General features: G+C 58.6%; 25 protein-coding genes. 16 read left to right on the plus strand and 9 right to left on the minus strand.

All coding sequences use genetic code 11. The annotated features are described in order from the left end of the window. Window positions 1-121 precede the first annotated feature (121 nt). Window positions 122-1,216: an iron-sulfur cluster carrier protein ApbC gene (gene apbC / locus AC06G5_RS24575; RefSeq protein WP_413428922.1), complete on the minus strand. Its 1,095-nt coding sequence runs from the start codon at window positions 1,214-1,216 to the stop codon at window positions 122-124. A gap of 182 nt (window positions 1,217-1,398) precedes the next feature. Here apbC and metG point away from each other — a divergent pair, with 182 nt between their 5' ends. The 8 genes from metG to AC06G5_RS24615 all read left to right on the plus strand — a co-directional run bounded on the left by metG (window position 1,399) and on the right by AC06G5_RS24615 (window position 8,377). Continuing rightward, window positions 1,399-3,450 (plus strand): methionine--tRNA ligase, encoded by a 2,052-nt coding sequence (gene metG, locus AC06G5_RS24580; protein ID WP_413426126.1) that lies wholly within the window; start codon window positions 1,399-1,401, stop codon window positions 3,448-3,450. A gap of 239 nt (window positions 3,451-3,689) precedes the next feature. Continuing rightward, window positions 3,690-4,259, plus strand: coding sequence for an electron transport complex protein RnfA (locus tag AC06G5_RS24585; RefSeq protein WP_413426124.1), 570 nt, complete (start codon window positions 3,690-3,692; stop codon window positions 4,257-4,259). Continuing rightward, window positions 4,256-5,269 carry an electron transport complex subunit RsxB gene (gene rsxB, locus AC06G5_RS24590; RefSeq protein WP_413426122.1) on the plus strand — a complete coding sequence of 338 codons (1,014 nt, stop codon included), beginning with the start codon at window positions 4,256-4,258 and terminating at the stop codon, window positions 5,267-5,269. The genes AC06G5_RS24585 and rsxB overlap by 4 nt, the downstream gene beginning before the upstream one ends. Then, window positions 5,256-6,242 (plus strand): RnfABCDGE type electron transport complex subunit D, encoded by a 987-nt coding sequence (locus AC06G5_RS24595; RefSeq protein ID WP_413704072.1) that lies wholly within the window; start codon window positions 5,256-5,258, stop codon window positions 6,240-6,242. Before rsxB ends, AC06G5_RS24595 begins: the two co-directional genes overlap by 14 nt. Further along, complete coding sequence (locus AC06G5_RS24600) at window positions 6,239-6,850, plus strand: RnfABCDGE type electron transport complex subunit G (RefSeq protein ID WP_413426118.1); 612 nt, start codon at window positions 6,239-6,241, stop codon at window positions 6,848-6,850. Before AC06G5_RS24595 ends, AC06G5_RS24600 begins: the two co-directional genes overlap by 4 nt. Continuing rightward, window positions 6,843-7,427: an Rnf-Nqr domain containing protein gene (locus AC06G5_RS24605; protein WP_413426116.1), complete on the plus strand. Its 585-nt coding sequence runs from the start codon at window positions 6,843-6,845 to the stop codon at window positions 7,425-7,427. The genes AC06G5_RS24600 and AC06G5_RS24605 overlap by 8 nt, the downstream gene beginning before the upstream one ends. Before the next feature lie 25 nt (window positions 7,428-7,452). Continuing rightward, on the plus strand, window positions 7,453-8,091 hold the full coding sequence (gene nth / locus AC06G5_RS24610; RefSeq protein WP_007985859.1) for an endonuclease III: 639 nt from the start codon (window positions 7,453-7,455) through the stop codon (window positions 8,089-8,091). Window positions 8,092-8,197: 106 nt separating this feature from the next. Next, window positions 8,198-8,377, plus strand: coding sequence for a PA3496 family putative envelope integrity protein (locus AC06G5_RS24615; protein ID WP_413426114.1), 180 nt, complete (start codon window positions 8,198-8,200; stop codon window positions 8,375-8,377). Between the two features lie 81 nt (window positions 8,378-8,458). Here AC06G5_RS24615 and AC06G5_RS24620 read toward each other — a convergent pair whose 3' ends face one another. Further along, window positions 8,459-9,085 carry a response regulator transcription factor gene (locus AC06G5_RS24620; RefSeq protein WP_056726139.1) on the minus strand — a complete coding sequence of 209 codons (627 nt, stop codon included), beginning with the start codon at window positions 9,083-9,085 and terminating at the stop codon, window positions 8,459-8,461. A gap of 479 nt (window positions 9,086-9,564) precedes the next feature. Between AC06G5_RS24620 and AC06G5_RS24625 the strand changes: the two genes are divergently transcribed. Then, window positions 9,565-10,275 (plus strand): hypothetical protein, encoded by a 711-nt coding sequence (locus tag AC06G5_RS24625; protein ID WP_413426111.1) that lies wholly within the window; start codon window positions 9,565-9,567, stop codon window positions 10,273-10,275. A gap of 144 nt (window positions 10,276-10,419) precedes the next feature. On the opposite strand, the gene AC06G5_RS24630 is transcribed toward AC06G5_RS24625, so the two are convergent. Together AC06G5_RS24630 and AC06G5_RS24635 are read right to left on the minus strand one after the other, a co-directional pair. Further along, window positions 10,420-11,637, minus strand: a complete 1,218-nt coding sequence (locus AC06G5_RS24630) for an argininosuccinate synthase (RefSeq protein WP_007985864.1) — start codon at window positions 11,635-11,637, stop codon at window positions 10,420-10,422. A gap of 129 nt (window positions 11,638-11,766) precedes the next feature. Further along, window positions 11,767-12,672: a flagellar protein MotY gene (locus AC06G5_RS24635; protein WP_413426109.1), complete on the minus strand. Its 906-nt coding sequence runs from the start codon at window positions 12,670-12,672 to the stop codon at window positions 11,767-11,769. A gap of 159 nt (window positions 12,673-12,831) precedes the next feature. Here AC06G5_RS24635 and pyrC point away from each other — a divergent pair, with 159 nt between their 5' ends. Both pyrC and rnt read left to right on the plus strand, forming a co-directional pair. Continuing rightward, a complete protein-coding gene (gene pyrC / locus AC06G5_RS24640) occupies window positions 12,832-13,878 on the plus strand; it encodes a dihydroorotase (protein ID WP_008018542.1) in 1,047 nt (348 codons plus the stop codon). Beyond that, window positions 13,875-14,552, plus strand: coding sequence for a ribonuclease T (gene rnt / locus AC06G5_RS24645; RefSeq protein ID WP_110660659.1), 678 nt, complete (start codon window positions 13,875-13,877; stop codon window positions 14,550-14,552). The genes pyrC and rnt overlap by 4 nt, the downstream gene beginning before the upstream one ends. A gap of 190 nt (window positions 14,553-14,742) precedes the next feature. Here rnt and AC06G5_RS24650 read toward each other — a convergent pair whose 3' ends face one another. Next, on the minus strand, window positions 14,743-15,345 hold the full coding sequence (locus AC06G5_RS24650) for a peroxiredoxin (RefSeq protein WP_007971324.1): 603 nt from the start codon (window positions 15,343-15,345) through the stop codon (window positions 14,743-14,745). 312 nt (window positions 15,346-15,657) lie between these two features. On the opposite strand from AC06G5_RS24650, the gene AC06G5_RS24655 reads away from it, so the two are divergent. Together AC06G5_RS24655 and bfr are read left to right on the plus strand one after the other, a co-directional pair. After that, window positions 15,658-15,876 carry a bacterioferritin-associated ferredoxin gene (locus tag AC06G5_RS24655; protein ID WP_007985869.1) on the plus strand — a complete coding sequence of 73 codons (219 nt, stop codon included), beginning with the start codon at window positions 15,658-15,660 and terminating at the stop codon, window positions 15,874-15,876. A gap of 198 nt (window positions 15,877-16,074) precedes the next feature. Then, window positions 16,075-16,551: a bacterioferritin gene (bfr, locus tag AC06G5_RS24660; protein WP_057396758.1), complete on the plus strand. Its 477-nt coding sequence runs from the start codon at window positions 16,075-16,077 to the stop codon at window positions 16,549-16,551. Between the two features lie 173 nt (window positions 16,552-16,724). Here the strand turns inward: bfr and grxD are convergent, their stop codons facing one another. Both grxD and AC06G5_RS24670 read right to left on the minus strand, forming a co-directional pair. Continuing rightward, the gene (grxD, locus tag AC06G5_RS24665; RefSeq protein WP_413426106.1) at window positions 16,725-17,063 is read right to left on the minus strand and encodes a Grx4 family monothiol glutaredoxin; all 339 of its coding nucleotides are present in this window, start codon (window positions 17,061-17,063) and stop codon (window positions 16,725-16,727) included. Between the two features lie 97 nt (window positions 17,064-17,160). After that, window positions 17,161-19,269, minus strand: coding sequence for a molybdopterin oxidoreductase family protein (locus AC06G5_RS24670; RefSeq protein WP_480458510.1), 2,109 nt, complete (start codon window positions 19,267-19,269; stop codon window positions 17,161-17,163). A 606-nt stretch (window positions 19,270-19,875) separates the two neighbouring features. Between AC06G5_RS24670 and argF the strand changes: the two genes are divergently transcribed. Next, window positions 19,876-20,796, plus strand: a complete 921-nt coding sequence (gene argF / locus AC06G5_RS24675; RefSeq protein WP_413426102.1) for an ornithine carbamoyltransferase — start codon at window positions 19,876-19,878, stop codon at window positions 20,794-20,796. Further along, the gene (locus AC06G5_RS24680) at window positions 20,793-21,902 is read left to right on the plus strand and encodes an ABC transporter ATP-binding protein (protein ID WP_413704067.1); all 1,110 of its coding nucleotides are present in this window, start codon (window positions 20,793-20,795) and stop codon (window positions 21,900-21,902) included. Before argF ends, AC06G5_RS24680 begins: the two co-directional genes overlap by 4 nt. Window positions 21,903-22,018: 116 nt before the next feature. Here the strand turns inward: AC06G5_RS24680 and AC06G5_RS24685 are convergent, their stop codons facing one another. Beyond that, window positions 22,019-22,801 (minus strand): PhzF family phenazine biosynthesis protein, encoded by a 783-nt coding sequence (locus AC06G5_RS24685; RefSeq protein WP_413704066.1) that lies wholly within the window; start codon window positions 22,799-22,801, stop codon window positions 22,019-22,021. 106 nt (window positions 22,802-22,907) lie between these two features. Next, complete coding sequence (gene ybaK, locus AC06G5_RS24690) at window positions 22,908-23,378, minus strand: Cys-tRNA(Pro) deacylase (RefSeq protein ID WP_007971306.1); 471 nt, start codon at window positions 23,376-23,378, stop codon at window positions 22,908-22,910. A gap of 349 nt (window positions 23,379-23,727) precedes the next feature. Here ybaK and AC06G5_RS24695 point away from each other — a divergent pair, with 349 nt between their 5' ends. Next, window positions 23,728-24,579 (plus strand): MIP/aquaporin family protein, encoded by an 852-nt coding sequence (locus AC06G5_RS24695; protein ID WP_413426096.1) that lies wholly within the window; start codon window positions 23,728-23,730, stop codon window positions 24,577-24,579. Window positions 24,580-24,591 lie beyond the last annotated feature (12 nt).

The raw sequence follows: 24,591 nt of genomic DNA on the forward strand, positions 1-24,591 counted from the left end.
ACCAATGTGGGAGCGGGCTTGCTCGCGAAGGCGATAGATCAGTCAACTTATCGGTTGAATGACACACCGCTTCCGCGAGCAAGCCCGCTCCCACATTTGGTCAGTGTTTATCTGGCGAATATCAATCGTCGCTGACGCTGATGTTCGGCATCGCCGGCGTCAACGCTTCCTGCAACACGATCCGCGCGCCGACATGGCGGGCCAGTTCCTGATAGACCATGGCGATCTGGCTGTCAGGCTCGGCGATCACCGTTGGCTTGCCGCCATCGGCCTGTTCACGGATGACCATCGACAGCGGCAACGAGGCCAGCAACTCGACGCCATACTGGTTGGCCAGCTTGACGCCACCACCCTCACCGAACAGATGCTCGGCATGTCCGCAATTGGAGCAGATATGCACCGCCATGTTTTCCACCACACCCAGCACCGGAATGTTGACCTTGCGGAACATTTCCACGCCCTTGCGCGCGTCCAGCAATGCCAGGTCCTGCGGGGTGGTAACGATGACCGCACCGGCCACTGGCACTTTCTGCGCCAGGGTCAGCTGGATGTCACCGGTGCCTGGCGGCATGTCGATGACCAGGTAGTCCAGATCGCCCCACGCAGTCTGCGTCACCAATTGCAGCAAGGCGCCGGAGACCATCGGACCACGCCAGACCATCGGCGTGTTGTCATCGGTGAGGAAGGCCATGGACATCACTTCCACGCCATGGGACTTGAGCGGGACGAACCATTTCTGATCCTTGACCTCGGGACGGGTGCGCTCCGGTATGCCGAACATGATGCCCTGGCTCGGGCCGTAGATGTCCGCATCGAGAATCCCGACCTTGGCGCCTTCACGGGCCAGGGCCAGGGCCAGGTTGGCCGCCGTGGTGGATTTGCCCACGCCACCCTTGCCGGACGCCACGGCCACCACGTTCTTGACATTGGCCAGCCCCGGAACCTGTGCCTGGGCCTTGTGTGCGGCAATCACACTGGTGATCTCGACACGGGCGCTTGCCACGCCATCCAACCCCTGAATGGCCATTTCCAGCATCTGCGCCCAGCCACTCTTGAACAGGCCGGCGGCGTAACCCAATTCGAGCTGAACGCTGACGCGGTCGCCCTGGATCTCGATGTTGCGCACGCACCCGGCGCTGACCGGGTCCTGGTTCAGGTAAGGGTCGGTGTATTGGCGAAGGACGGCTTCCACCGCTGCGCGATTGACGGCGCTCATGGGCAACTCCGAAAACAGGACTGGAAAGATGACGGGTATCGTACCTGTTCTGAGCGCTCGACGGGATGCTCAAAAAATTGCATCGACCCGTTACTCATCCAATGAAACAGGCTCACAGGGTGAAAAATATGCGCCGGCGCTTTATAGTGGCCGACCTCCGTTTCATCAAGTAGCCGAGCCCCATGTCCGAGCCACGCAAGATCCTCGTCACCAGCGCCCTGCCCTATGCCAATGGTTCGATTCACCTCGGCCATATGCTGGAATACATCCAGACCGATATGTGGGTGCGCTTCCAGAAGCACCGCGGCAATCAATGCATCTATGTCTGCGCCGACGACGCCCACGGTTCGGCCATCATGCTGCGCGCGGAAAAGGAAGGCATCACCCCGGAACAACTGATCGCCAACGTCCAGGCTGAACACAGCGCCGACTTTGCCGACTTCCTGGTGGACTTCGACAACTTCCACTCCACTCACGCCGAAGAAAACCGTGAGCTGTCGAGCCAGATCTACCTGAAGCTGCGTGACGCCGGGCACATCGCCACGCGCTCGATCACCCAGTATTTCGACCCGGAAAAGAAAATGTTCCTGGCCGACCGCTTCATCAAGGGCACCTGCCCGAAATGCGGCACCGAAGACCAGTACGGCGACAACTGCGAAAAATGCGGCGCGACTTACGCACCAACTGACCTGAAGGATCCGAAGTCGGCGATCTCCGGCGCCACCCCGGTGCTCAAGGATTCCCAGCACTTCTTCTTCAAGCTGCCGGATTTCCAGGCCATGCTGCAGACCTGGACCCGTAGCGGCACACTGCAGGATGCCGTGGCCAACAAGATCGCCGAATGGCTGGACGCCGGCCTGCAACAGTGGGACATCTCCCGCGATGCGCCGTATTTCGGTTTCGAGATTCCCGACGAGCCGGGCAAGTACTTCTACGTGTGGCTGGATGCGCCGATCGGCTACATGGCGAGCTTCAAGAACCTGTGCAACCGTACGCCGGAGCTGGACTTCGACGCGTTCTGGGGCAAGGACTCCACCGCCGAGCTGTACCACTTCATCGGCAAGGACATCGTCAATTTCCACGCCCTGTTCTGGCCAGCCATGCTCGAAGGCGCCGGCTACCGCAAGCCGACCGGAATCAACGTGCACGGCTACCTGACCGTCAACGGCCAGAAGATGTCCAAGTCCCGCGGCACCTTCATCAAGGCCCGCACCTACCTGGATCACCTGTCGCCGGAATACCTGCGCTACTACTACGCGGCCAAGCTGGGCCGTGGCGTCGATGACCTCGACCTGAACCTCGAAGATTTCGTGCAGAAGGTCAACTCCGACCTGGTGGGCAAGGTCGTCAACATCGCCAGCCGTTGCGCCGGGTTCATTCACAAAGGCAATGCGGGCGTGATGGTCGACACCAACTCCGCGCCCGAGTTGACCGAAGCATTCCTGGCCGCCGCGCCAGGCATTGCCGACGCCTATGAAGCCCGCGACTTCGCCCGCGCCATGCGCGAGATCATGGGCCTGGCCGACCGCGCCAACGCCTGGATCGCCGACAAGGCGCCGTGGTCGTTGAACAAACAGGAAGGCAAGCAGGATGAAGTCCAGGCCATCTGCGCCACCGGCGTCAACCTGTTCCGCCAACTGGTGATATTCCTCAAGCCGGTCCTGCCGTTGCTGGCCGCCGATGCCGAGGCGTTCCTGAACGTCGCGCCGCTGACCTGGAACGACCACGCGACCTTGCTCGCCAACCATCAGTTGAACGAGTTCAAGCCGCTGATGACCCGTATCGACCCGGTCAAGGTGCAAGCCATGACCGACGCTTCGAAAGAAGACCTGACCGCCAGCCAGACCGATACCGGCGAAGCCGCACCTGCCGGCAATGGCGAACTGGCCAAGGATCCGCTGTCGCCGGAAATCGAGTTCGACACCTTCGCGGCAGTCGATTTGCGCGTCGCGCTGATCGTCAAGGCTGAACACGTGGAAGGCGCCGACAAGCTGCTGCGCCTGACCCTGGACATCGGTGACGAGCAACGCAATGTGTTCTCCGGGATCAAGAGCGCCTACCCGGACCCGTCCAAGCTCAATGGTCGTCTGACCATGATGATCGCCAACCTCAAGCCACGGAAAATGAAGTTCGGCATCTCCGAAGGCATGGTGATGGCGGCCGGTCCCGGCGGTGAAGAAATCTACCTGCTGAGCCCTGACAGCGGCGCCAAGCCGGGTCAGCGCATCAAGTAAGGTCTGCGGCAAATCGATCCCACAGTCGTGCCTGGCGCGACTGTGGGATTTTCATGTCTGGCCCACCCTCCCGCCTTGCCGGATAATGCCTAAGCTTTTTAGACCATCTCCTGTAGGAGCGAGCTGGCTCGCGATGGTCGTTAACGATTATGCGTGTCCACAGGTTGAACGCAGCGCTCTTGAGTCCATCGCGAGCCAGCTCGCTCCTACAAAAACTACCGTTCCTGTCGGCACGAACAATGACCGAAATCCTGCTTACGCTTATCAGCGCCGCCCTGATCAACAACCTCGTGTTGCACTGGCCGTTGGCCGTCGATCCGCTGTTGGCCGGCCAGCGCCGTCAGGTCCATGCCTTGGGCATTGCGACGACATGCCTGATGCTGGTCGTGGGCATGCTCGGCTACGCGCTTTATCACTGGCTGCTGGTGCCGCTGCAATTGACGGCGCTGCGTCTGTTTGTGTTTCTGCCATTGAGCGTTCTGCTGATCAGCCCACTGCTGAAGTGGCTGGCGCGGCTGTTTTCGACACTGCCGTTCGAAGGCCTCTGGCCGTTGCTGCTGGGCAATGCCGGCGTGCTCGGCGTGGCCTTGCTCAATGCTCAAGAGGACAAGGGCTTCTTTCACGCTTCAGCCTTGAGCCTTGGTGCAGGGTTGGGCTTCTGGCTGGTGTTGAGCCTGTTCACTGATTTGCGTGAACGCACGGCCGACAACGATGTTCCCCTGCCCTTTCGCGGCTTGCCGATCGCCCTGATTGGTGCCGGCCTGATCGCAGTGGCCTTTCTCGGATTCAGCGGACTGATCAAAACATGAGTCTGATTCAACGCATCGACGCACTCTTGCCGCAAACCCAATGCGGCAAGTGCGGCCACCCCGGGTGCAAGCCGTACGCCGAAGGCATTGCCAGCGGTGAAGCGATCAACAAGTGTCCGCCCGGCGGCAACGAAACCATTGCGGCCCTGGCCGAGCTGCTGAAGGTGCCGGTGCTGGAACTGGACATCACTCGCGGCTCGGCACCTGCGCAAATTGCCTATATCCGCGAAGCCGAGTGTATTGGTTGCACCAAGTGCATTCAGGCCTGCCCGGTCGATGCCATCGTCGGTGCGGCCAAACTGATGCACACGGTGCTCATCGATGAGTGCACCGGTTGCGACCTCTGTGTGACGCCGTGCCCGGTGGACTGCATCGAGATGCGCCCACTGCCACCGAACACGGTACTGCCCGTTGTCGGGGGCCTGGCCCTTACACCGCAGGCAAGGCAGGCCCGCACCCTCAAGCGCGATCACGCACGGAGCCGCTTCGAACAACGCAATGCCCGCTTGCAGCGTGAGGAACAACAGAAAGTCGCCGAGCGGCAGGCCCGACAGCGGGCCGCACAACCTGCCGAAGTGGCAGTCGATCCGGTGCAGGCCGCCCTCGAGCGTGTTCGTGCACAGAAAGCCGCCAATGCCGATGCCGCGCTGAAAAAGGCAAAAATCGATGTGGCGATGAGTCGGGCGCAGTTGCACAAATCGCTGAAGGCCTTCGGACATCCACCGACCTTCGAACAGCAATCGCAGTTGATCGTTTTGCAACAGCAGTTCGAAGCCGCCGAACAAAACCTGGCGCAACTGGAAAGCGCCGCCCCTCAGCCCCCTGCGCCGACGGTCGCCACTGTGTCGTCGAATGATGCCGATCTGAAACGGGCCAAGATCCAGTTGGCCATGCGCCGCGCCGAACTCAAGAAGGCTCAGGCCAACGAAGCACCGGCGGAACAAATCGAAGCCCTGGAGCGCGCACTCGGCGAAGCCGAACGCCAGGTGGACGCCCATGCCAACCCTTGAAGCGGTGGATGATCGCCTGCAACAGGCGATGAAGCTGGTACTGCTGGCCACGCTACCGGGAATGCTGGCGGCATTCTGGCTGTACGGCTGGGGTGTGTTGATCAACCTGGTTCTCGCGGCCGCTGCTGCACTGGCCGTTGAGGCCGCCGTCGTGTTATGGCGCCAGCGACCGCTGAAGCCAACCCTGAGTGACGGTAGCGCGCTGGTCAGTGCCACATTGCTGGCTCTGGCGTTGCCGCCTTATTGCCCATGGTGGCTGACCCTCAGTGCTGCCGCTTTTGCGATGGTGTTCGGCAAGCACTTGTATGGCGGCGTCGGCTCGAATCCCTTCAACCCGGCGATGCTCGGTTTTGCCCTGGTGCTGGTGGCCTTTCCCCAACCAATGACCCATTGGCCATCATCCCAGGGCATGGACCTGCTGAATGGCTTGCAGCAAGTGTTCGGAGTCGGCCATGCGCCGGATGCGTGGGTGCAGGCCACGGCGCTGGACAGTCTGCGGATCAACAAAAGCCTGACCATGGATGAACTGTTTGCCGGCAACCCGGCATTTGGCCACTTTGGCGGCCGGGGGGTGGAATGGATGAACCTGGCCTTTGTGGCGGGTGGAATGTTTCTCCTGCAACGAAAGGTAATCAGTTGGCATGCTCCCGTCGGCATGCTCGCCAGCCTGTTCATCATCAGCCTGCTGTGCTGGAACGGGTCGGGCTCGGACTCTCATGGCTCACCGCTGTTTCATCTGCTGACCGGCGCGACCATGCTGGGGGCGTTCTTCATCATCACCGAACCGGTGTCCGGCGCCAGAAGCCCTGGCGCACGGCTGCTGTTCGGCGCTGGCGTCGGGCTTCTGACTTATCTGATTCGTACCTGGGGCGGCTATCCGGACGGCATCGCATTCGCCGTGCTGTTGATGAACCTCTGCGTGCCCGCGCTGGAGCGGTTCGTGTCGGCCAGACAACAACCGGAGGCGCCATGAGCCGGACATCGAGCATCGCGCTTGTGGTGCTTTTGGCCGCACTGGGCCTTGGCGTGACGTACTTCGTGCAGCTCGGCAGCGCGCCGCGCATTGCAGCCGAACAGCGCCTGATCGACAGCCGTAACCTGCTCGACCTGATCCCGTCAGACAGCTACGACAATCAGCCACTCGAACACCCCATCAAGTTCGAAACAACCGTCCTGACCAACAGCACCTTGCTGGGTGGTTATCTGGCGACCCGGGCCGATCAGCCCGTCGCGGTGTTACTGCGCAGTCAAACCCTTGGCTACGCCGGAGCCATCGACCTGCTGATCGCTATCGACGCCAATGGCAGGTTGCTGGGCGTCAAAACCCTCAAGCAGTCGGAAACACCAGGACTGGGAGCACGGATCGCCGACTGGCCCAATACCTGGCTGCAGATTTTTTCCGGCAAATCTCGAACACAACCCGGTGACAGCGGCTGGGCGCTGAAAAAGGATCAGGGGCAGTTCGATCAGATCGCAGGTGCGACCATCACCTCAAGAGCAGTGATCAATGCTGTCCACGATGCCTTGCGCTACTTCGATGAACATCGGCAACCACTGCTCGGAACACCTGCCCATGGATAACTCATCGACTCTGCGCAACGCCTTGATGCTGACACCGCTGATCGGCGCCACCCACTCGCTGATGGCCGCACTTGGCATGTGCCTGATGTTCATGGCGGTGACCCGGTTGTTCAGTCTGGCCATGGGTGCCTTGCGACCCCGACTGGTCCCGGCGACCCGCCTGCTGGCCAGCGTCCTGCTGGCGGCCACGCTCACCAGTTGCGCGGAGCTCATGGCACAGGCCTGGTCGCTGCAATGGCAGCAGCATCTGGGGTTTTACGGCGCCTTGATCGCCTTGCAATGCGTCGTACTGGAACACGCCGGGTTCTTTCAGAACGGCTGGCACCAACGCCTGCGACTCGATGGACTGTTTGTCGCGCTGATGATCGGGCTGGCCTTGCTGCGCGAACTCATCGGCAACGGAACACTTGGAAGCCATCTATCGTGGCTGTCCGGCGCAACGCAAAATGACTGGCAAGGCTGGGTGCTGCTGGCCGATGGCGGTCTGCGCCTGGCGACATCGGTCCCTGGCGGATTCATTCTGCTCGGACTGCTGATCGCTGCCTGGCAGGCCTGGCGCCCCACACCCACCCATTGATTGCTGTCGAGGAAACGCACCGCCCATGAATGCCGCAAAACGTCTGGAAATATTCCGCAGACTGCACGAGGACAACCCGGAACCAAAGACCGAGCTGGCCTATTCCTCACCGTTCGAACTGCTGATTGCCGTGATTCTCTCGGCGCAGTCGACCGATGTCGGCGTCAACAAGGCCACAGCCAGGCTGTTTCCGGTCGCCAATACCCCGGCAGCGATCCATGCCCTGGGTGTCGAGGGGCTGTCGGAGTACATCAAGACCATCGGTCTGTACAACAGCAAGGCGAAAAACGTGATCGAAACCTGCCGTTTGCTGGTCGAGCGTCACGCAGGTGAAGTGCCACAAACCCGCGAAGAGCTGGAAGCGCTGCCCGGCGTCGGCCGCAAAACCGCCAACGTGGTACTCAATACCGCATTCCGTCAGCTGACCATGGCCGTCGACACGCATATTTTCAGGGTCAGCAACCGGACTGGCATTGCTCCCGGCAAAAATGTGGTGGAGGTCGAGAAAAAGCTGATGAAATTCGTGCCCAAGGAGTATCTGCTCGACTCCCATCACTGGCTGATCCTTCACGGCCGCTATGTTTGCCTCGCCCGCAAGCCCCGGTGCGGAAGCTGCCGGATCGAGGACTTGTGCGAATACAAGCACAAAACCTCCGACGATTGAGGCGCTATTGGGAATATCTAATTACCGATTGAAAAAATCTTTTTTACCCGCCGGGAGATTGTCGATATAAGGAGCCCCAAAGGCCTTCTTAGCCTGGAGTAATTAAATGAGTACTGGCAAAGAGCAATTGGACGTAGAAGACGACTTCACCACCACTGAAACCGATGAGGCCGAGCCGGTGGTTGAAGTAGCGAAAACTAATCTGAGCAAACGCCGCACCATCGACAACCTGCTGGAGGAGCGCCGACTGCAAAAGCAGTTGGCCGATTACGATTTTGACTTATGACACCTGAAAGCCTCCCGAAACGGAGGCTTTTTTTTAAGTGCCATACTCCGTTAGACGCCCCCTGGTCGAGCAGTTACCTCCTCACACCAGACCATTGCGTTGTGCCAGCTCGATCAAATCGACCAGAGACCTCGCATTCAGCTTGAGCAGCAGGCGGGTCTTGTAAGTACTGACTGTTTTATTGCTGAGGAACATTCCATCGGCAATCTCTTTATTGGTCTTTCCTCTGGCCAACTGTTGCAGGACCATCATTTCCCGTCCTGACAATCGATCAACCATATCGGCCTCACTGGCGTTCCCCAAACTGCAACGCACGGTATGCAAGGCTTGATTGGGAAAGTAGCTGTAACCCGACAACACAGCCTTTATTGCACTGAGCAACTCCGTCAGATCTTGTTGCTTGCAGACATAACCGGCCGCACCGGATTGCATGCAACGCATGGAAAAATGCCCCGGCGCCTGGGAAGTCAAAATCAGAACTTTCATCGGCATTGAGGCCGAAGACAAACGCGCGATGACTTCCAACCCGTCCAGCTTCGGGATCCCGATATCCAGAATGACAATATCCGGCATAAGTTCACGGGCCAGTTGCAGTGCATCCACACCATTATCGGTTTCTGCAATAACTTCGTAGCCATGACGCTCCATTAGCATACGTACCGCAAGACGAATGACGGGGTGATCATCCACGATCAGCACTTTATTCATGGGCAAGTCCAATTTTCGCTGTTCGAATTTTCAGAGCCCGCACAATAGCCTAGTCGTTTCACCCATGGCATGTCGCCCCTTCCAGCCACCCGCACCAAGAGACATCCCCTACAAACAACACGGATTCCTCCTACAAAAATCCCTCGAACTGAATGAGTTGAAAACCATATCAGCGTCATGGTGTCGCACTTTCCAGCTGACACCTCTATCGATTTACGACCAAAATTTTCCGAGAACCGGCCTGAACGGACGCCCCCTGACAAAGATAAACCTCTACTCTCCCGGTAAAACGTAACTGATATTTACGCACTAAACAGTCATTCCAGAAATATCACACACCAGGCATCCAATTACTCTTACAGCAAATAATTTTTTCTGAGCGATCATTAAAAAACCACCAACACTCAAAAAACCAAGTACAACACAACAGAAACCCATCAAACTAACTTTATAAACCATTCGAGAGAAGACAACACAGCATGAATACAGAGCTTGATAAAAAACGAATCACCAACCCAATGTCAATTATCGCTATATTCGCAACACTCTCTGAAACCTCGGCAGCCGTTTCTCTGCCCTTCCTTGACCAGGAAGAACAAGAGCTCTATGTCTGGTTTCTGATCAGCTTTCCGTTTTATTTACTTTTACTTTTTTTCGCAACACTCAACTTCAACTACCGATCACTGTATGCACCTTCCGACTTTGAAAAGGGGAAACACTTCATGAAAGTCATGGATGTCGCTGGGCGGTCGGAAAAAAAAGCGTCCGGGAAGTTACCCGAGAATCACGCCCTGAAAACGTCGACGAATGACCGGCAGTCAACCCGGAGGCCCTGCGGTGCACAGGACCCGCCAACGGAGATTGGTCTGCAGTCCACCGTCCTTGTTCAGCATCAACTTCAGTTACCGGAGCTTGTAAAAGACCTGTACATCGTTGATGCACGCTGGATGAGCAAGGAGATCGAATTTGCAGCGCTGCTGGAAACCATCCAGAGGCCACGGGAAAAGACGACGTACGTGATTCTGTTTGTCACTTGTGCCGTTTCGGAGACTTTGCTGAAAGCCAGTGCGCTTGAACACTCAAGGCAGACCAGGAAACACTGTGCCGCCCTTTATGTTGCCTACAATCTGGACTCGCACAGGTTGACGGTCATTGATCAAGCCGGACAACCGACAAGCAATAACCCGTAGAACAAGAAAAACTATTGGAAGGAGAAAAACAGGAAATCGTCAGCAGCACAAACACCTGACAACGCAGTAACTGGCGTCACCCCATTTTCAGGTGCCTGACCTCGTCCTGGACGAGGTCAGGCTCCCATCACGATGTCAAAGGTCTCAGAACAGCTTCCGGCCTTTGTTCGCCGCAATGCGCATGCGCAGGGCATTGAGCTTGATGAAGCCTGCTGCATCCGCCTGATTGTACGCGCCGCCATCTTCTTCGAAGGTAGCGATGTTGGCGTCGAACAGCGAGTCGTCGGACTTGCGGCCAGTGACGATTACATTGCCCTTGTACAGCTTCAGGCGCACAACGCCGTTCACGTTGACCTGGGACGCATCGATCATCTGCTGCAGCATCAGACGCTCAGGGCTCCACCAGTAGCCGGTGTAGATCAGGCTGGCGTACTTGGGCATCAGCTCGTCCTTGAGGTGAGCCACTTCGCGGTCCAGGGTGATCGATTCGATCGCGCGGTGGGCACGCAGCATGATGGTGCCGCCCGGGGTTTCGTAGCAGCCACGGGACTTCATGCCCACGTAGCGGTTCTCGACGATGTCGAGACGGCCGATACCGTGTTCGCCACCGATACGGTTCAGGGTCGCCAGCACGGTGGCCGGAGTCATTTCGACGCCGTCCAGTGCGACGATGTCGCCGTTGCGGTAGGTCAGTTCCAGGTACTGCGGCTTGTCTGGAGCGTTTTCCGGGGAAACGGTCCAGCGCCACATGTCTTCTTCGTGCTCGGTCCAGGTGTCTTCCAGCACGCCGCCTTCATAGGAGATGTGCAGCAGGTTGGCATCCATGGAGTACGGGGATTTCTTCTTGCCGTGGCGCTCGATCGGGATCGCGTGCTTATCGGCGTAATCCATCAGCTTTTCACGGGACAGCAGGTCCCATTCGCGCCAGGGAGCGATCACTTTCACACCTGGCTTCAAGGCGTAGGCACCGAGTTCGAAACGAACCTGGTCGTTGCCTTTGCCGGTGGCACCATGGGAAATGGCGTCAGCGCCGGTTTCGTTGGCGATTTCGATCAGGCGCTTGGCGATCAGCGGACGAGCGATGGAAGTACCCAGCAGGTACTCGCCTTCGTAAACGGTGTTGGCGCGGAACATCGGGAAAACGAAATCGCGCACGAACTCTTCGCGCAAGTCGTCGATGTAGATCTCTTTGACGCCCATGGCCTGAGCCTTGGCGCGTGCAGGTTCGACCTCTTCGCCCTGACCCAGGTCAGCGGTGAAGGTCACCACTTCACAGTTATAAGTATCCTGCAGCCACTTGAGGATCACCGAAGTGTCCAGGCCGCCGGAATACGCCAGAACGACCTTGTTTACGTCCGCCATGCCATCACTCCACGGGGTTCTACGGAAAGCCGGGAAGTCTACCGCTCATGCAGAATAATTTACAGTGGCGCGACAGCTTATGACGACGAAGCGACAGATTATGTCGAGAGGGCGACGATGACCAAAGAGTCAGGAAGTTGCCGAAGTGGCCGCTTTCGTCGCTTGCGGGGCGACTTGTTCCACAGGCGCTCCACGCTCCAGGCGTACCGCTACCCGTCGGTTCTTCGCGCGGTTGGCGTTGTTGGTATTAGGCGCCAGCGGATAACGTTCGCCATGGAAACGCATGGTGATTTGCGACTCCTGGATGCCATTGGCCTTGAAGAACTCCATGACTGCCAGGGCCCGACGCCGGGACAGGTCGCGGTTGGTCAGGCGGTTGCCGCTGTTGTCGGAGTGCCCGTCGAGCTCGATATGATTGACCGTCGGATCAGCCTTCATGTACTCCAGCATGACCTGCAGCCTGGCCTTCGCGGCGCTGTCGAGCTCGATTCCGCCGCCGGGGAAGCCGACTTCGGATTGTTTCACCTGCTCGAAGTTCTGCGGCAACAGTTTGGCCACGCAGCTTTGGTAATCGGCAAACGCCTTGGTGAACCTGACCGGCAGCAAGCGCACTTCCGACACCCGGCCATCCCCCGAGGAATGGCGAACCACCGGGCTGCGACCGTCCATCAATCCGCTGATCAGGCGTCCGGCCTGAACCTGTGAACTGTTGAACAACACGTTGCCGCTGCCGATTCTCACCGTGCCCAGATTAATATCGTCACGCCCCGGTTGCCACGGTGCCGCAGCGGCCAGCAAGGTCGCCGAACCGCCGCCGATCATCGGGTTGTAGGTTTTCAGACGAAAAGTCGCCTGCTCGCCGGCACGACGCACGAACTCGCCCGAACCGAAGTCGGTTATCGGCTGAGCCAGGCGGCATTCGAACTTGTCACCTTCGACCGTCCACTCAATGCTCTCCAGACGGGTCTGGAAAGTGAGCGCCATCGCGGGAAGGCTGGCAAACACACTGAGCAAGGCTAAATAACGCTGGCGCACGGGAGGCTCCACTGGCTTCTACAACAAAAAGACCGACACACGCATGTCTACGGCATACCTGTTGGATATCGGAAGCTTCCCGTAAAACTTGATAGCGAGTGCCTGCAAGAGTCTTTTCCGGTAGCATTCCCCTGAGTTTGACCCGCCTGGAATCCCCTCATGTCCGACCGCCTGACCCTGCTGCGTCCCGACGACTGGCACATTCATCTTCGCGATGGTGCCGTGTTGACCAATACCGTCGCGGATGTCGCGCGCACCTTTGGTCGCGCCATCATCATGCCCAACCTGGTTCCACCGGTGCGTAACACGGCCGAAGCCGACGGCTATCGCCAGCGGATTCTCGCTGCCCGCCCGGCCGGCAGCCCGTTCGAGCCGCTGATGGTCCTGTACCTGACCGACCGCACCCAGCCTGAAGAAATTCGCGAGGCCAAGGCCAGCGGATTCGTGTACGCCGCCAAGCTGTACCCGGCTGGCGCGACCACCAACTCGGACTCTGGTGTTACCAGCATCGACAAGATTTTCCCTGCACTCGAGGCCATGGCCGAAGTCGGGATGCCGTTGCTGATTCACGGTGAAGTCACCCGTGGCGATGTCGACGTATTCGACCGCGAAAAATTTTTCATCGATGAGCACATGCGTCGTGTGGTCGAGCGTTTCCCGACCCTCAAGGTGGTCTTCGAACACATCACCACCACGGACGCCGTGCAGTTCGTCAACTCGGCTTCGGCCAACGTGGGCGCGACCATCACCGCTCACCACCTGCTGTACAACCGCAACCACATGCTGGTGGGCGGGATTCGGCCGCACTTCTATTGCCTGCCGATCCTCAAGCGCAATATCCACCAGGAAGCCCTGCTCGACGCCGCCACCAGCGGCAGCGAGAAGTTCTTCCTCGGCACCGACTCGGCGCCTCACGCCCAGCACGCCAAGGAAGCGGCCTGCGGCTGCGCCGGTTGCTACACCGCCTTTGCTGCCATCGAGATGTACGCCGAAGCCTTCGAACAGCGCAATGCGCTGGACAAGCTCGAGGCCTTCGCCAGCCTCAACGGCCCTCGGTTCTATGGTCTGCCGGCCAACACCGATCGCATCACCCTGGTCCGTGAAGAATGGACCGCCCCTGCCAGCCTGCCGTTTGGCGAGCTGACCGTTATCCCGCTGCGCGCCGGTGAAAAACTGCGCTGGCGCCTGCTGGAGGAACACGCGTGAGTGAAGAGCATTTCGATGACGAACTGGAAGGCAACGGCGGCGGAGGCGGTTCCCGTCATCCGATGGCCGCACGGTTTCGTGGTTACCTGCCGGTTGTCGTCGACGTAGAAACCGGTGGCTTCAACTCGGCCACCGACGCCCTGCTGGAAATCGCCGCGACCACCATCGCCATGGATGAAAAGGGGTTTGTCTACCCGGATCACACCTACTTCTTCCGAGTCGAGCCGTTCGAAGGCGCGAACATCGAAGCGGCGGCCCTGGAGTTCACCGGAATCAAGCTCGATCACCCGCTGCGCATGGCCGTGAGTGAAGAGTCTGCCCTGAACGATATCTTCCGTGGCGTGCGCAAGGCCCTCAAGGCCAATGGTTGCAAACGGGCGATCCTGGTCGGGCATAACAGCAGCTTCGACCTGGGCTTCCTGAATGCGGCGGTTGCACGCCTGGACATGAAGCGCAATCCGTTCCATCCGTTCTCCAGTTTCGATACCGCAACGCTCGCAGGCCTCGCCTACGGCCAGACTGTGCTGGCCAAGGCGTGCCAGGCAGCGGACATCGACTTCGACGGTCGCGAGGCTCACTCGGCCCGCTATGACACCGAGAAGACGGCAGAGCTGTTCTGCGGCATCGTCAATCGCTGGAAACAAATGGGCGGCTGGGAAGATTTCGACGATTGATTGCGGTCTCTGATACACCTGTAGGAGCGAGCTTGCTCGCGATGGTGGTCAACGATAACGCGGGCTGCCTGGTTCCCCGTGGCGTTCTTGAGTCCATCGCGAGCGAGCTCGCTCCTACAGGAGTTCCAGGTTTATCCCGCGCATAAAAAAACCGGCCTCGATGGCCGGTTTTTTATATCTGGAACGTACCTTACAGAGCGGCAGCGTGCTCGGTCAGGTAAGCCGCAACGCCTTCTGGCGAAGCGTTCATGCCTTTGTCGCCTTTCTTCCAGTTGGCAGGGCAGACTTCGCCGTGTTCTTCGTGGAATTGCAGAGCGTCGACCAGACGCAGCAGCTCTTCCATGTTACGGCCCAGCGGCAGGTCGTTGATGATCTGCGAACGGACAACGCCTTTGTCGTCGATCAGGAACGCGCCACGGAAAGCCACGCCGTCAGCGGACTGAACGTCGTAAGCCTTCATGATTTCCTGCTTGATGTCGGCAGCCATGGTGTAGCGAACTTCGCCGATACCGCCATTGTTGACCGGAGTGTTGCGCCAGGCGTTGTGGGTGAAGTGCGAGTCGATCGACACGGCGACCACTTCAACGTTGCGTGCCTTGAACTCGGACATGCGGTTGTCCAGAGCGATCAGCTCGGACGGGCAAACGAAGGTGAAGTCCAGCGGGTAGAAGAACACCAGGCCGTATTTGCCTTTGATCGCCGAAGACAGGGTGAAGCTGTCAACGATCTCGCCATTGCCGAGTACGGCCGGTACGGTGAAGTCAGGGGCTTGTTTGCCTACGAGTACGCTCATTGGATATCTCCTGGTGTAATAGCGTGAGAAACAGGGTTCGCATCAGCCTGCCACCCTGAGGCGACAGCCCTGTGACACGATCCCCGGTCGCAAAAGACCGGCCATCATACACCGCGTGTTTGAGCTGGCTTAGCTGTTTTTTCCCTGTACGATGAAATCCCCGACGGTTTTGTATCCCCAGACTTGCCAGGCAGACCGTTCGTCAGCCATACCCGTTTATGACGAAAAGTGTTCTGAAACCACTTTGACAATCATTCTCGTTAACATTAAGATCCATCGCAATTGAGTCACAATCAGCGACGGACCTTCCTTATGTATGTTTGCCTCTGCACTGGCGTCACCGACGGTCAAATCCGCGATGCGATCTATGAAGGATGCTGCAGCTACAAGGAAGTCCGCGTGGCCACAGGCGTTGCCAGTCAATGCGGCAAATGTGCCTGCCTCGCCAAGGAAGTGGTCCGCGAGACCCTGACAAAACTGCAAACGGCTCAGGCCGCAATTCCATATCCGGCAGAATTTACAGCCGCTTGAATATCGAATTTCAAAGAACCGGACATAAGTCCGGTTTTTTTATGTCTCAAAATCAACTAGTTATGCTCTAGACGCGGAACACAAACATTCTTATTCCGATTAATTTTCATTTAAGTTTCAATAACTTAGGTTTGACACTATTAAATACGCGGCTCAAACTCTGCTCTATTGACAGCTAATACAGGGCAGGACCCCATCATGAAAGGCGACGTTACAGTCATCCAGCATCTCAACAAGATCCTTGCCAATGAGCTGGTCGCGATCAATCAATATTTCCTGCATGCGCGCATGTATGAAGATTGGGGCCTGAACAAACTCGGCAAGCACGAGTACCACGAATCCATCGACGAGATGAAGCACGCGGACAAGCTGATCAAGCGCATTCTGTTCCTTGAAGGCCTGCCGAACGTCCAGGACCTGGGCAAACTGCACATCGGCGAACACACCAAGGAAATGCTCGAGTGCGACCTGCGTATCGAACGCACCGGTCACGCGGACCTCAAAGTGGCTATCGCTCATTGCGAAACAGTTGGCGACTTCGGTAGCCGTGAGCTGCTTGAAGATATCCTCGAGTCCGAAGAAGAACATATCGACTGGCTGGAAACCCAGTTGGGCCTGATCGAGAAGATCGGGATCGAGAACTACCTGCAATCGCAGATGGGCGAAGACGAGTAAGTTCTACGCAATAAAAAGCCCCGCTCTCTTTTGAAGAGGCGGGGCTTTTTTATATCTGCTTCTGTAGGAGCGAGCTTGCTCGCGATGGTGGTCAACGATAACGCGGGGAGTCTGGTTCCCCGCGGTGCTCTTGAGTCCATCGCGAGCAAGCTCGCTCCTACAGGAGGTGTCGGTCAGGCTTCAGTCTTGGCAGCGGCTTTTGCAGCAGCGTCTTTGATCAGCGCCTGCAACGAACCATCAGCCGACATCTCGGTCATGATGTCGCTACCGCCGACCAGCTCGCCGGCAACCCACAGCTGTGGGAAGGTTGGCCAGTTGGCATATTTTGGCAGGTTGGCGCGGATTTCCGGGTTCTGCAGGATGTCCACGTACGCAAACTTTTCACCACACGCCATCACGGCCTGTGCAGCTTTCGCGGAGAAGCCGCACTGCGGGGCATTCGGCGAGCCTTTCATGTAAAGCAGAATGGTGTTGTTGGCAATCTGCTCTTTAATCGTTTCGATGATATCCATGGAGCACCTCGGCTGAACTTTCCGACTCATGGGTCGGCACGGTGGCGCATTGTAACGGAAAGCCGAGCGCCCTGCTCGGTCTCTCCGTCAGTATGATTCATGCGGCGCCCACGGTCACCGGCACGCCATTGAGCGCGGCATTTCCCGAGAGTTCGTCAATCTGGCATTCGTCGGTCAGGTCGTTGGCGCTGGAGCCCGGCTGACTGCTGGCAATCGACATTTGCACGCCCGGCCGCGCATGCCCCCAGCCGTGAGGCAGGCTGACCACGCCTTTCATCATGTCCAGACTGCCAAGCACTTCGACTTCAATCACACCCACCCGCGAACTGACCCGCACACGTTGCCCGTCACTGAGCCCGCGACTGGCCAGGTCGTCCGGATGCATCAGCAACTGGTGACGAGGCTTGCCCTTCACCAACCGATGATAATTATGCATCCATGAGTTGTTACTGCGCACATGCCGGCGGCCAACCATCAACAACTCGTCGGCGGCCGGCGCCTGCAAGGCGGCGAAGCGCGCCAGGTCGGCAAAAATCACTGCAGGCGCGGCCTGGATGCGTTGATTGGCAGTCTTCAGGCGCTGTGCGAGGTTAGGCTTGAGCGCTCCCAGATCAACACCATGGGGATGATCGAACAAAGTCGCCAGCGACAGCTTGTACTCGGAAGTGTCGCCGTACAGCCCCATGCGCAGGCCGCGATCGATCATTTGCGCCGGAGCGATGGTGGGTTTCAACTCCTTGCCGGTCCTGGCGGCAAATGCCTTGGCCAGCCCGACGAAGATCTCCCAGTCGTGCAATGCACCTTCGGGTTTGGCCAGGATGGCGCGGTTGAAACGGCTGACGTTGCGCACCGCGAACAGATTGAATGTGGTGTCGTAATGGTCGTTTTCCAGCGCCGATGTGGACGGCAGGATCAAGTCGGCGTAACGCGTGGTTTCATTGATGTACAAATCGATACTGACCATGAACTCCAGCCCGTCCAGCGCCTGCTCGAGCTTTCGGCCATTGGGCGTGGACAGCACCGGATTGCCTGCCACGGTAATCAACGCCCGGACTTGCCCTTCCCCTTCGGTGAGCATCTCTTCGGCCAGCGCCGACACCGGTAACTCTCCGGCGTACTCCGGGCGCCCGGAAACCCGACTTTGCCACAGATTGAAATGCCCGCCCGAAGTCGTCGCCACCAGGTCCACCGCCGGCTCGGTGCACAAGGCCCCCCCCACGCGATCGAGGTTGCCGGTGACCAGATTGATCAACTGCACCAGCCAGTGGCACAGCGTACCGAAAGCCTGGGTCGAGACGCCCATGCGGCCATAGCAGACTGCACTCGGTGCCGCGGCGAAGTCCCGCGCCAATTGGCGGATCTGTTCGGCGGGCACGGCGCACAACGGACTCATGGCCTCGGCAGTGAACGGCGCGACGGTCTCTCGCACCTGCTCCAGACCGTCTACCGGCAGATGGCTGTCACGGGTCAGACCTTCAGCGAACAAGGTGTTGAGCAGCCCGAACAACAGTGCGGCATCACCTCCCGGACGCACGAACAGGTGCTGATCGGCAATGGCCGCCGTTTCACTGCGGCGCGGGTCGACCACCACCACTTTGCCGCCCCGGGCCTGTATCGCCTTCAAACGTTTTTCCACATCTGGCACGGTCATGATGCTGCCGTTCGAAGCCAGCGGATTGCCGCCCAGGATCAGCATGAAATCGGTGTGATCGATGTCCGGGATTGGCAGCAACAAACCATGGCCGTACATCAAATGACTGGTCAGGTGATGGGGTAACTGATCGACCGACGTCGCGGAAAACCGGTTGCGGGTTTTCAACAGGCCGAGGAAGTAATTGCTGTGGGTCATCAACCCGTAATTGTGCACGCTCGGGTTGCCCTGATAGACCGCCACGGCGTTTTGCCCGTGACGCTCCTGAATGGCGGCGAGGCGTTCGGCGATCAGATTGAATGCCGCGTCCCACTCGATGGGCTGCCACTCATTGCCCACCCGCTGCATGGGCTGGTGCAGGCGATCTGGATCATTCTGGATGTCTTGCAGCGCCACGGCCTTGGGGCAGATGTGCCCACGGCTGAACGTGTCCTGGGGGTCGCCCTTGATCGAGGTGATCTGGACGTTACCGCGTTCGACCTCAGTGGTTTCGATGGTCAGGCCACAGATGGCTTCGCACAAATGGCACGCACGGTGATGGAGAGTCTTGGTCATGGCCAGTCTCTGTTTTGTCATGGGCGGGCAACGATGGCCGCGGAAACAAAACTATGGTGCCAGACCCGCCACCACGCCAGCGATGCTCGTCTTGTGAATCGAAGGTTATCAGGCCAGCCGATGACCATCCCGGTTCAGTTTGGTCGCCATCGAAGCGGTGAGGCCCGGTCGTTCCATTAACAGCTGTTTTTTCGATTCCATCGGGAAGCTTCCTGCGTCGCTCGAGATTTGTTTATAACCCGGCACTTTGCATTAGCAAATATTTCAGGCTGGCGACACGCCACCCAAGACCAGGAATGACAGGTCAGAAACCGACTGCCAGCACACCATTGCCGCCCCGCCTGATTGCCAAGCCCCGAGAGGCCGGTGTACAAATGAGCCGCTGCTATCAGGAAACAGGCTTCAAAAGCGCTGCCTCGGTGAACCCGTAGCACCTCTGAAACTCCCTAAAAACTGTAGCCCTATTGGTAAGACGCGACATTTAATTATAAGATCGCGCCTTCCCCTATTTCGTCGCCCCGTGCGGCTTACGCCGCAGGTCTCGCCCGTTGTTCCGTCAAACAAGGCTTTGAGCATCTGCGGTTTGTAGCAAAAAGGTAGTCAATGATGAGCGCAAGGCACTTTCTCTCCCTGATGGATTGCACGCCCGAAGAGCTGGTCAGCGTGATCCGTCGAGGCGTTGAGCTCAAGGACCTGCGTAACCGCGGTGTACTGTTCGAGCCGCTGAAAAACCGCGTCCTGGGGATGATTTTCGAGAAATCCTCGACCCGTACCCGGATCTCCTTCGAGGCCGGCATGATCCAGCTCGGCGGCCAGGCGATCTTCCTGTCGCCACGTGACACCCAACTGGGCCGTGGCGAGCCGATCGGCGACTGCGCCATCGTCATGTCGAGCATGCTCGACGCGGTGATGATCCGTACCTTTGCCCACAGCAACCTGACCGAGTTCGCCGCCAACTCGCGCGTACCGGTGATCAACGGCCTGTCCGATGACCTGCATCCGTGCCAGTTGCTGGCGGACATGCAGACTTACCTCGAACACCGCGGCTCCATCCAGGGCAAGACCGTGGCCTGGATCGGCGACGGCAACAACATGTGCAACAGTTATATAGAAGCGGCGATCCAGTTCGACTTCCAGTTGCGCGTTGCCTGTCCGGAAGGCTACGAACCCAACCCTGAATTCGTGGCCAAGGCCGGCGACCGGGTCACCATCGTTCGCGACCCGAAAGATGCCGTGCGTGGTGCACACCTGGTGAGCACCGACGTCTGGACCTCCATGGGCCAGGAAGAGGAAACCGCCAAGCGCCTGAAGCTGTTCGCACCGTTCCAGGTCAACCGCGCCCTGCTCGACCTGGCCGCTGCCGACGTGCTGTTCATGCATTGCCTGCCGGCGCACCGTGGCGAGGAAATCAGCGTCGACCTGCTCGACGACCCGCGCTCGGTGGCCTGGGATCAAGCCGAAAACCGTCTGCACGCGCAAAAAGCCTTGCTCGAATTCCTCGTTCCGCCTTCGTACCACCACGCATGAGCCAGCCATTACTGCTTAACCTGCGCAACCTCGCCTGCGGCTACCAGGACCAGCGAGTGGTGCAGAACCTCAACCTGCATTTGAACGCCGGCGACATCGGTTGCCTGCTGGGCTCTTCCGGCTGTGGCAAAACCACCACACTGCGGGCGATTGCCGGTTTCGAACCGGTACACGAAGGCGAAATCCAGCTGGCTGGCGAGACCATCTCCAGCGCCGGTTTCACCCTCGCCCCGGAGAAACGTCGCATCGGCATGGTGTTCCAGGACTACGCGCTGTTTCCGCACTTGAGCGTGGCCGACAACATCGCCTTCGGCATTCGCAAGCACCCGCAAAAGGATCGTGTTACCGAAGAGCTGCTGGAACTGGTCAACCTGAAGAACCTCGGCAAGCGCTTCCCCCACGAACTTTCCGGCGGGCAGCAGCAACGTGTCGCCCTGGCCCGCGCACTGGCACCGGAACCGCAACTGCTGTTGCTCGACGAGCCGTTCTCCAACCTCGATGGCGAATTGCGCCGCAAGCTCAGCCACGAAGTACGCGACATCCTCAAGGCCCGTGGCACCAGTGCAATTCTGGTGACACACGACCAGGAAGAAGCCTTCGCGGTCAGCGACCACGTTGGCGTGTTCAAGGAAGGTCGACTGGAACAGTGGGATACGCCCTACAACCTCTACCACGAACCACTGACGCCCTTTGTGGCCAGCTTCATCGGCCAGGGCTATTTCATTCGCGGTCAGTTGAGCAGCCCAGAATCGGTGCAAACCGAGCTGGGTGAGCTGCGCGGCAACCGGGCCTATAGCTGGCCGGTAGGCGGCGCTGTGGACGTGCTGCTGCGCCCGGACGATATCGTCTATGCACCGGACAGCCCACTGAAGGCACGAATCGCCGGCAAGACCTTTCTGGGTGCATCGACCCTGTATCGCTTGCAGCTGCCGACAGGCGCACAGCTGGAGTCGATCTTCCCGAGCCATGTCGATCGTCAGGTCGGGGCGGATGTGGGTATTCGTGTCGCGGCTGAACACCTGGTGCTGTTCCAGGCGTCAGGCAGCACGGCGGCTCAGATTCCTGCTGTTGAATCAGGTGTCCGGCGCTACAGCACGGCCAACTGACAAACATGGATTAAATGTGGGAGCGGGCTTGCTCGCGAAGGCGGAGTGTCAGTCAATGATGATGTTAACTGACTATCCGCCTTCGCGAGCAAGCCCGCTCCCACAACGGGTTTGCGTTATCCCAGCATCAGCGTACCGCTGGCAACCAGGGTCGCATTCCCGCCGATCTTCACCCGGTCACCTTCCAGCCGGCAGAACAACTCCCCTCCTCGCGTCGAACACTGACAGGCCGTCAGGCTCGACTTGCCCAAACGCTTCGACCAGTACGGAATCAGGCTGCAATGGGTCGATCCGGTTACCGGATCTTCGTTGATGCCGATCGCCGGTGCGAAATAACGGGACACGAAATCGTGTTGGTTGCCTCGTGCCGTCACGATGGCACCCAGCCATGGCAATTTCGCCAGGGCCACCATGTCCGGCGTGCAGTCGAGTACCGCTTGCTCGGACTCAAGCACCACAAACAACTCATTCGAGCCCAGCACTTCGACAGCTTCAACGCCGAGCGCACGCTCGACATCCAGGGTCACACCGATTCCCGAGGGGATGATCGACGGGAAATCCAGCCACAGGCGCCCACCTTCACGCGTTACGCTCAACGGGCCGGATTTGCAGATAAAGTCCAGCCGTTCGACGGGTTCCTTGTAGATCTCAAACAATACATGGGCGCTAGCCAGCGTCGCATGACCGCACAATGGCACCTCGGTGGTCGGTGTAAACCAGCGGATATGCCAGCCTTGCCCTTCGCGCACGACAAACGCCGTTTCGGCGAGGTTGTGTTCGGCGGCAATCTTTTGCATCAATTCATCGGCAAGCCAGGTATCGAGCCGATAGACCATCGCCGGGTTGCCGCTGAATGGCTGATGGCTGAACGCGTCGACCTGATGGAACTCTAGCTGCATAACCTTCTCCCTTTGTCAGACCGCTGAGCATGCAGCGCCGACCGACCCGGCACCAGTGACAGAGCTGGCCGATTTTCACCATACAGCGGTGCGCGCACGTCAACGCTCACGCACGGCCGATATCGGCAAACTTCGCCTGGGTGTGTTCGGCCAGCACGGCCGGTGCCAATTCGACTTCCAGTCCACGTCGACCCGCACTGACAAAAATGCTGGCAAAGGGCTGGGCTGAATTATCAATGAACGTACGCAAACGCTTTTTCTGCCCCAGCGGGCTGATCCCGCCCAACAGATAGCCAGTGGAGCGCTGCGCTGCCGCCGGATCAGCCATTTCGACCTTTTTCACGCCGGCGGCGTGGGCCAGCCCTTTCAAGTCCAGACTGCCGACAACCGGCACCACGGCCACCAGCAACTCGCCCTTTTCGCTGGCCGCCAGCAAGGTCTTGAACACCTGCGCCGGATCGAGCCCGAGTTTTTCCGCTGCTTCCAGCCCGTAGGAGGCAGCCTTCGGGTCATGTTCGTAACTGTGTACGCGATGTTCGGCCCGAACCTTTTTCAACAAATCCAATGCGGGGGTCATGGCAGCTCCAGACATGGCGGCAGAAGAAAAATACTGCGCCGGATTCTAGGACATTGATCGTTAAAAGGCTCTACGGCAGCGCATCCATAACGCCATCGCCTGGCCATCCCATTACCCAACGACTTGTTCATTCATGCGACGAATAGTTTATTTATGACCGATGGTTCACTTTCGACCTTTGACAGTAGCGTTTCTTGTCTATATTTTTTCGTTTCTGAAACTGTACGAAATGTCCTACCGCAGTACCCGGCAGTAAACCGCGACCAGGATGGGGATCCTGCCTCGGCGAAAACCGCGCTCCGACCATGATGGAAAATAGCGCCAGACAACAAAAAAAATTGAGGTTTCAATGACAACTGCTTTACAACAACCGTCGCTCTCGAGCCAATGCATGGCCGAGTTTCTGGGTACAGCGCTGCTGATCTTCTTTGGTACAGGTTGTGTTGCCGCGCTCAAAGTCGCGGGTGCCAGTTTTGGCTTGTGGGAAATCAGCATTATCTGGGGCGTCGGCGTCAGCATGGCGATCTACCTCACCGCCGGGGTTTCCGGGGCTCACCTGAACCCTGCCGTGAGCATTGCCCTGAGCATTTTCGCGGACTTCGAAAAGCGCAAATTACCTTTCTACGTACTCGCCCAAGTGGCGGGGGCCTTCTGTGGAGCACTGTTGGTTTACACGCTCTACAGCAATCTGTTCTTCGAATTCGAACAAACGCAGCACATGGTTCGCGGCACTCAAGCCAGCCTTGAACTGGCCTCCGTGTTCTCCACTTTCCCGAACCCTATGCTGACCACCGCCCAGGCATTTCTGGTCGAGGTGATCATTACGGCCATCCTGATGGGCGTGATCATGTCCCTGACCGACGACAACAATGGCCTGCCCAAAGGCCCGTTGGCACCGCTGCTGATCGGCCTGCTGATTGCGGTGATCGGCAGCTCGATGGGACCGCTGACCGGTTTTGCCATGAACCCCGCACGAGACTTCGGCCCTAAACTGATGACTTTCTTCGCCGGCTGGGGTGAAATTTCCTTCACTGGCGGACGCGACATTCCGTATTTCCTGATTCCGGTTTTCGCACCGATTGTCGGTGCCTGCCTCGGCGCTGCGGCCTATCGCGGGTTGATCGCCCGTCATCTGCCAAACGCCACACCTGCTACAAAGGAAGCAGTACCTGCCATCGACGGCAAACCGAGAACGTCTTGATACCGTTGGCGC

Source organism: Pseudomonas sp. WT-JTC, from assembly GCF_056711565.1.

Excerpts from the sequence above, each read along its gene's own strand:
- apbC (WP_413428922.1), bottom strand. The coding sequence starts at position 1,216 with ATGAGCGCCGTCAATCGCGCAGCGGTGGAAGCCGTCCTTCGCCAATAC.
- metG (WP_413426126.1), top strand. The coding sequence starts at position 1,399 with ATGTCCGAGCCACGCAAGATCCTCGTCACCAGCGCCCTGCCCTATGCC.
- AC06G5_RS24585 (WP_413426124.1), top strand. The coding sequence starts at position 3,690 with ATGACCGAAATCCTGCTTACGCTTATCAGCGCCGCCCTGATCAACAAC.
- rsxB (WP_413426122.1), top strand. The coding sequence starts at position 4,256 with ATGAGTCTGATTCAACGCATCGACGCACTCTTGCCGCAAACCCAATGC.
- AC06G5_RS24595 (WP_413704072.1), top strand. The coding sequence starts at position 5,256 with ATGCCAACCCTTGAAGCGGTGGATGATCGCCTGCAACAGGCGATGAAG.
- AC06G5_RS24600 (WP_413426118.1), top strand. The coding sequence starts at position 6,239 with ATGAGCCGGACATCGAGCATCGCGCTTGTGGTGCTTTTGGCCGCACTG.
- AC06G5_RS24605 (WP_413426116.1), top strand. The coding sequence starts at position 6,843 with ATGGATAACTCATCGACTCTGCGCAACGCCTTGATGCTGACACCGCTG.
- nth (WP_007985859.1), top strand. The coding sequence starts at position 7,453 with ATGAATGCCGCAAAACGTCTGGAAATATTCCGCAGACTGCACGAGGAC.
- AC06G5_RS24615 (WP_413426114.1), top strand. The coding sequence starts at position 8,198 with ATGAGTACTGGCAAAGAGCAATTGGACGTAGAAGACGACTTCACCACC.
- AC06G5_RS24620 (WP_056726139.1), bottom strand. The coding sequence starts at position 9,085 with ATGAATAAAGTGCTGATCGTGGATGATCACCCCGTCATTCGTCTTGCG.
- AC06G5_RS24625 (WP_413426111.1), top strand. The coding sequence starts at position 9,565 with ATGAATACAGAGCTTGATAAAAAACGAATCACCAACCCAATGTCAATT.
- AC06G5_RS24630 (WP_007985864.1), bottom strand. The coding sequence starts at position 11,637 with ATGGCGGACGTAAACAAGGTCGTTCTGGCGTATTCCGGCGGCCTGGAC.
- pyrC (WP_008018542.1), top strand. The coding sequence starts at position 12,832 with ATGTCCGACCGCCTGACCCTGCTGCGTCCCGACGACTGGCACATTCAT.
- AC06G5_RS24650 (WP_007971324.1), bottom strand. The coding sequence starts at position 15,345 with ATGAGCGTACTCGTAGGCAAACAAGCCCCTGACTTCACCGTACCGGCC.
- AC06G5_RS24655 (WP_007985869.1), top strand. The coding sequence starts at position 15,658 with ATGTATGTTTGCCTCTGCACTGGCGTCACCGACGGTCAAATCCGCGAT.
- bfr (WP_057396758.1), top strand. The coding sequence starts at position 16,075 with ATGAAAGGCGACGTTACAGTCATCCAGCATCTCAACAAGATCCTTGCC.
- grxD (WP_413426106.1), bottom strand. The coding sequence starts at position 17,063 with ATGGATATCATCGAAACGATTAAAGAGCAGATTGCCAACAACACCATT.
- AC06G5_RS24670 (WP_480458510.1), bottom strand. The coding sequence starts at position 19,269 with ATGACCAAGACTCTCCATCACCGTGCGTGCCATTTGTGCGAAGCCATC.
- argF (WP_413426102.1), top strand. The coding sequence starts at position 19,876 with ATGAGCGCAAGGCACTTTCTCTCCCTGATGGATTGCACGCCCGAAGAG.
- AC06G5_RS24680 (WP_413704067.1), top strand. The coding sequence starts at position 20,793 with ATGAGCCAGCCATTACTGCTTAACCTGCGCAACCTCGCCTGCGGCTAC.
- AC06G5_RS24685 (WP_413704066.1), bottom strand. The coding sequence starts at position 22,801 with ATGCAGCTAGAGTTCCATCAGGTCGACGCGTTCAGCCATCAGCCATTC.
- ybaK (WP_007971306.1), bottom strand. The coding sequence starts at position 23,378 with ATGACCCCCGCATTGGATTTGTTGAAAAAGGTTCGGGCCGAACATCGC.
- AC06G5_RS24695 (WP_413426096.1), top strand. The coding sequence starts at position 23,728 with ATGACAACTGCTTTACAACAACCGTCGCTCTCGAGCCAATGCATGGCC.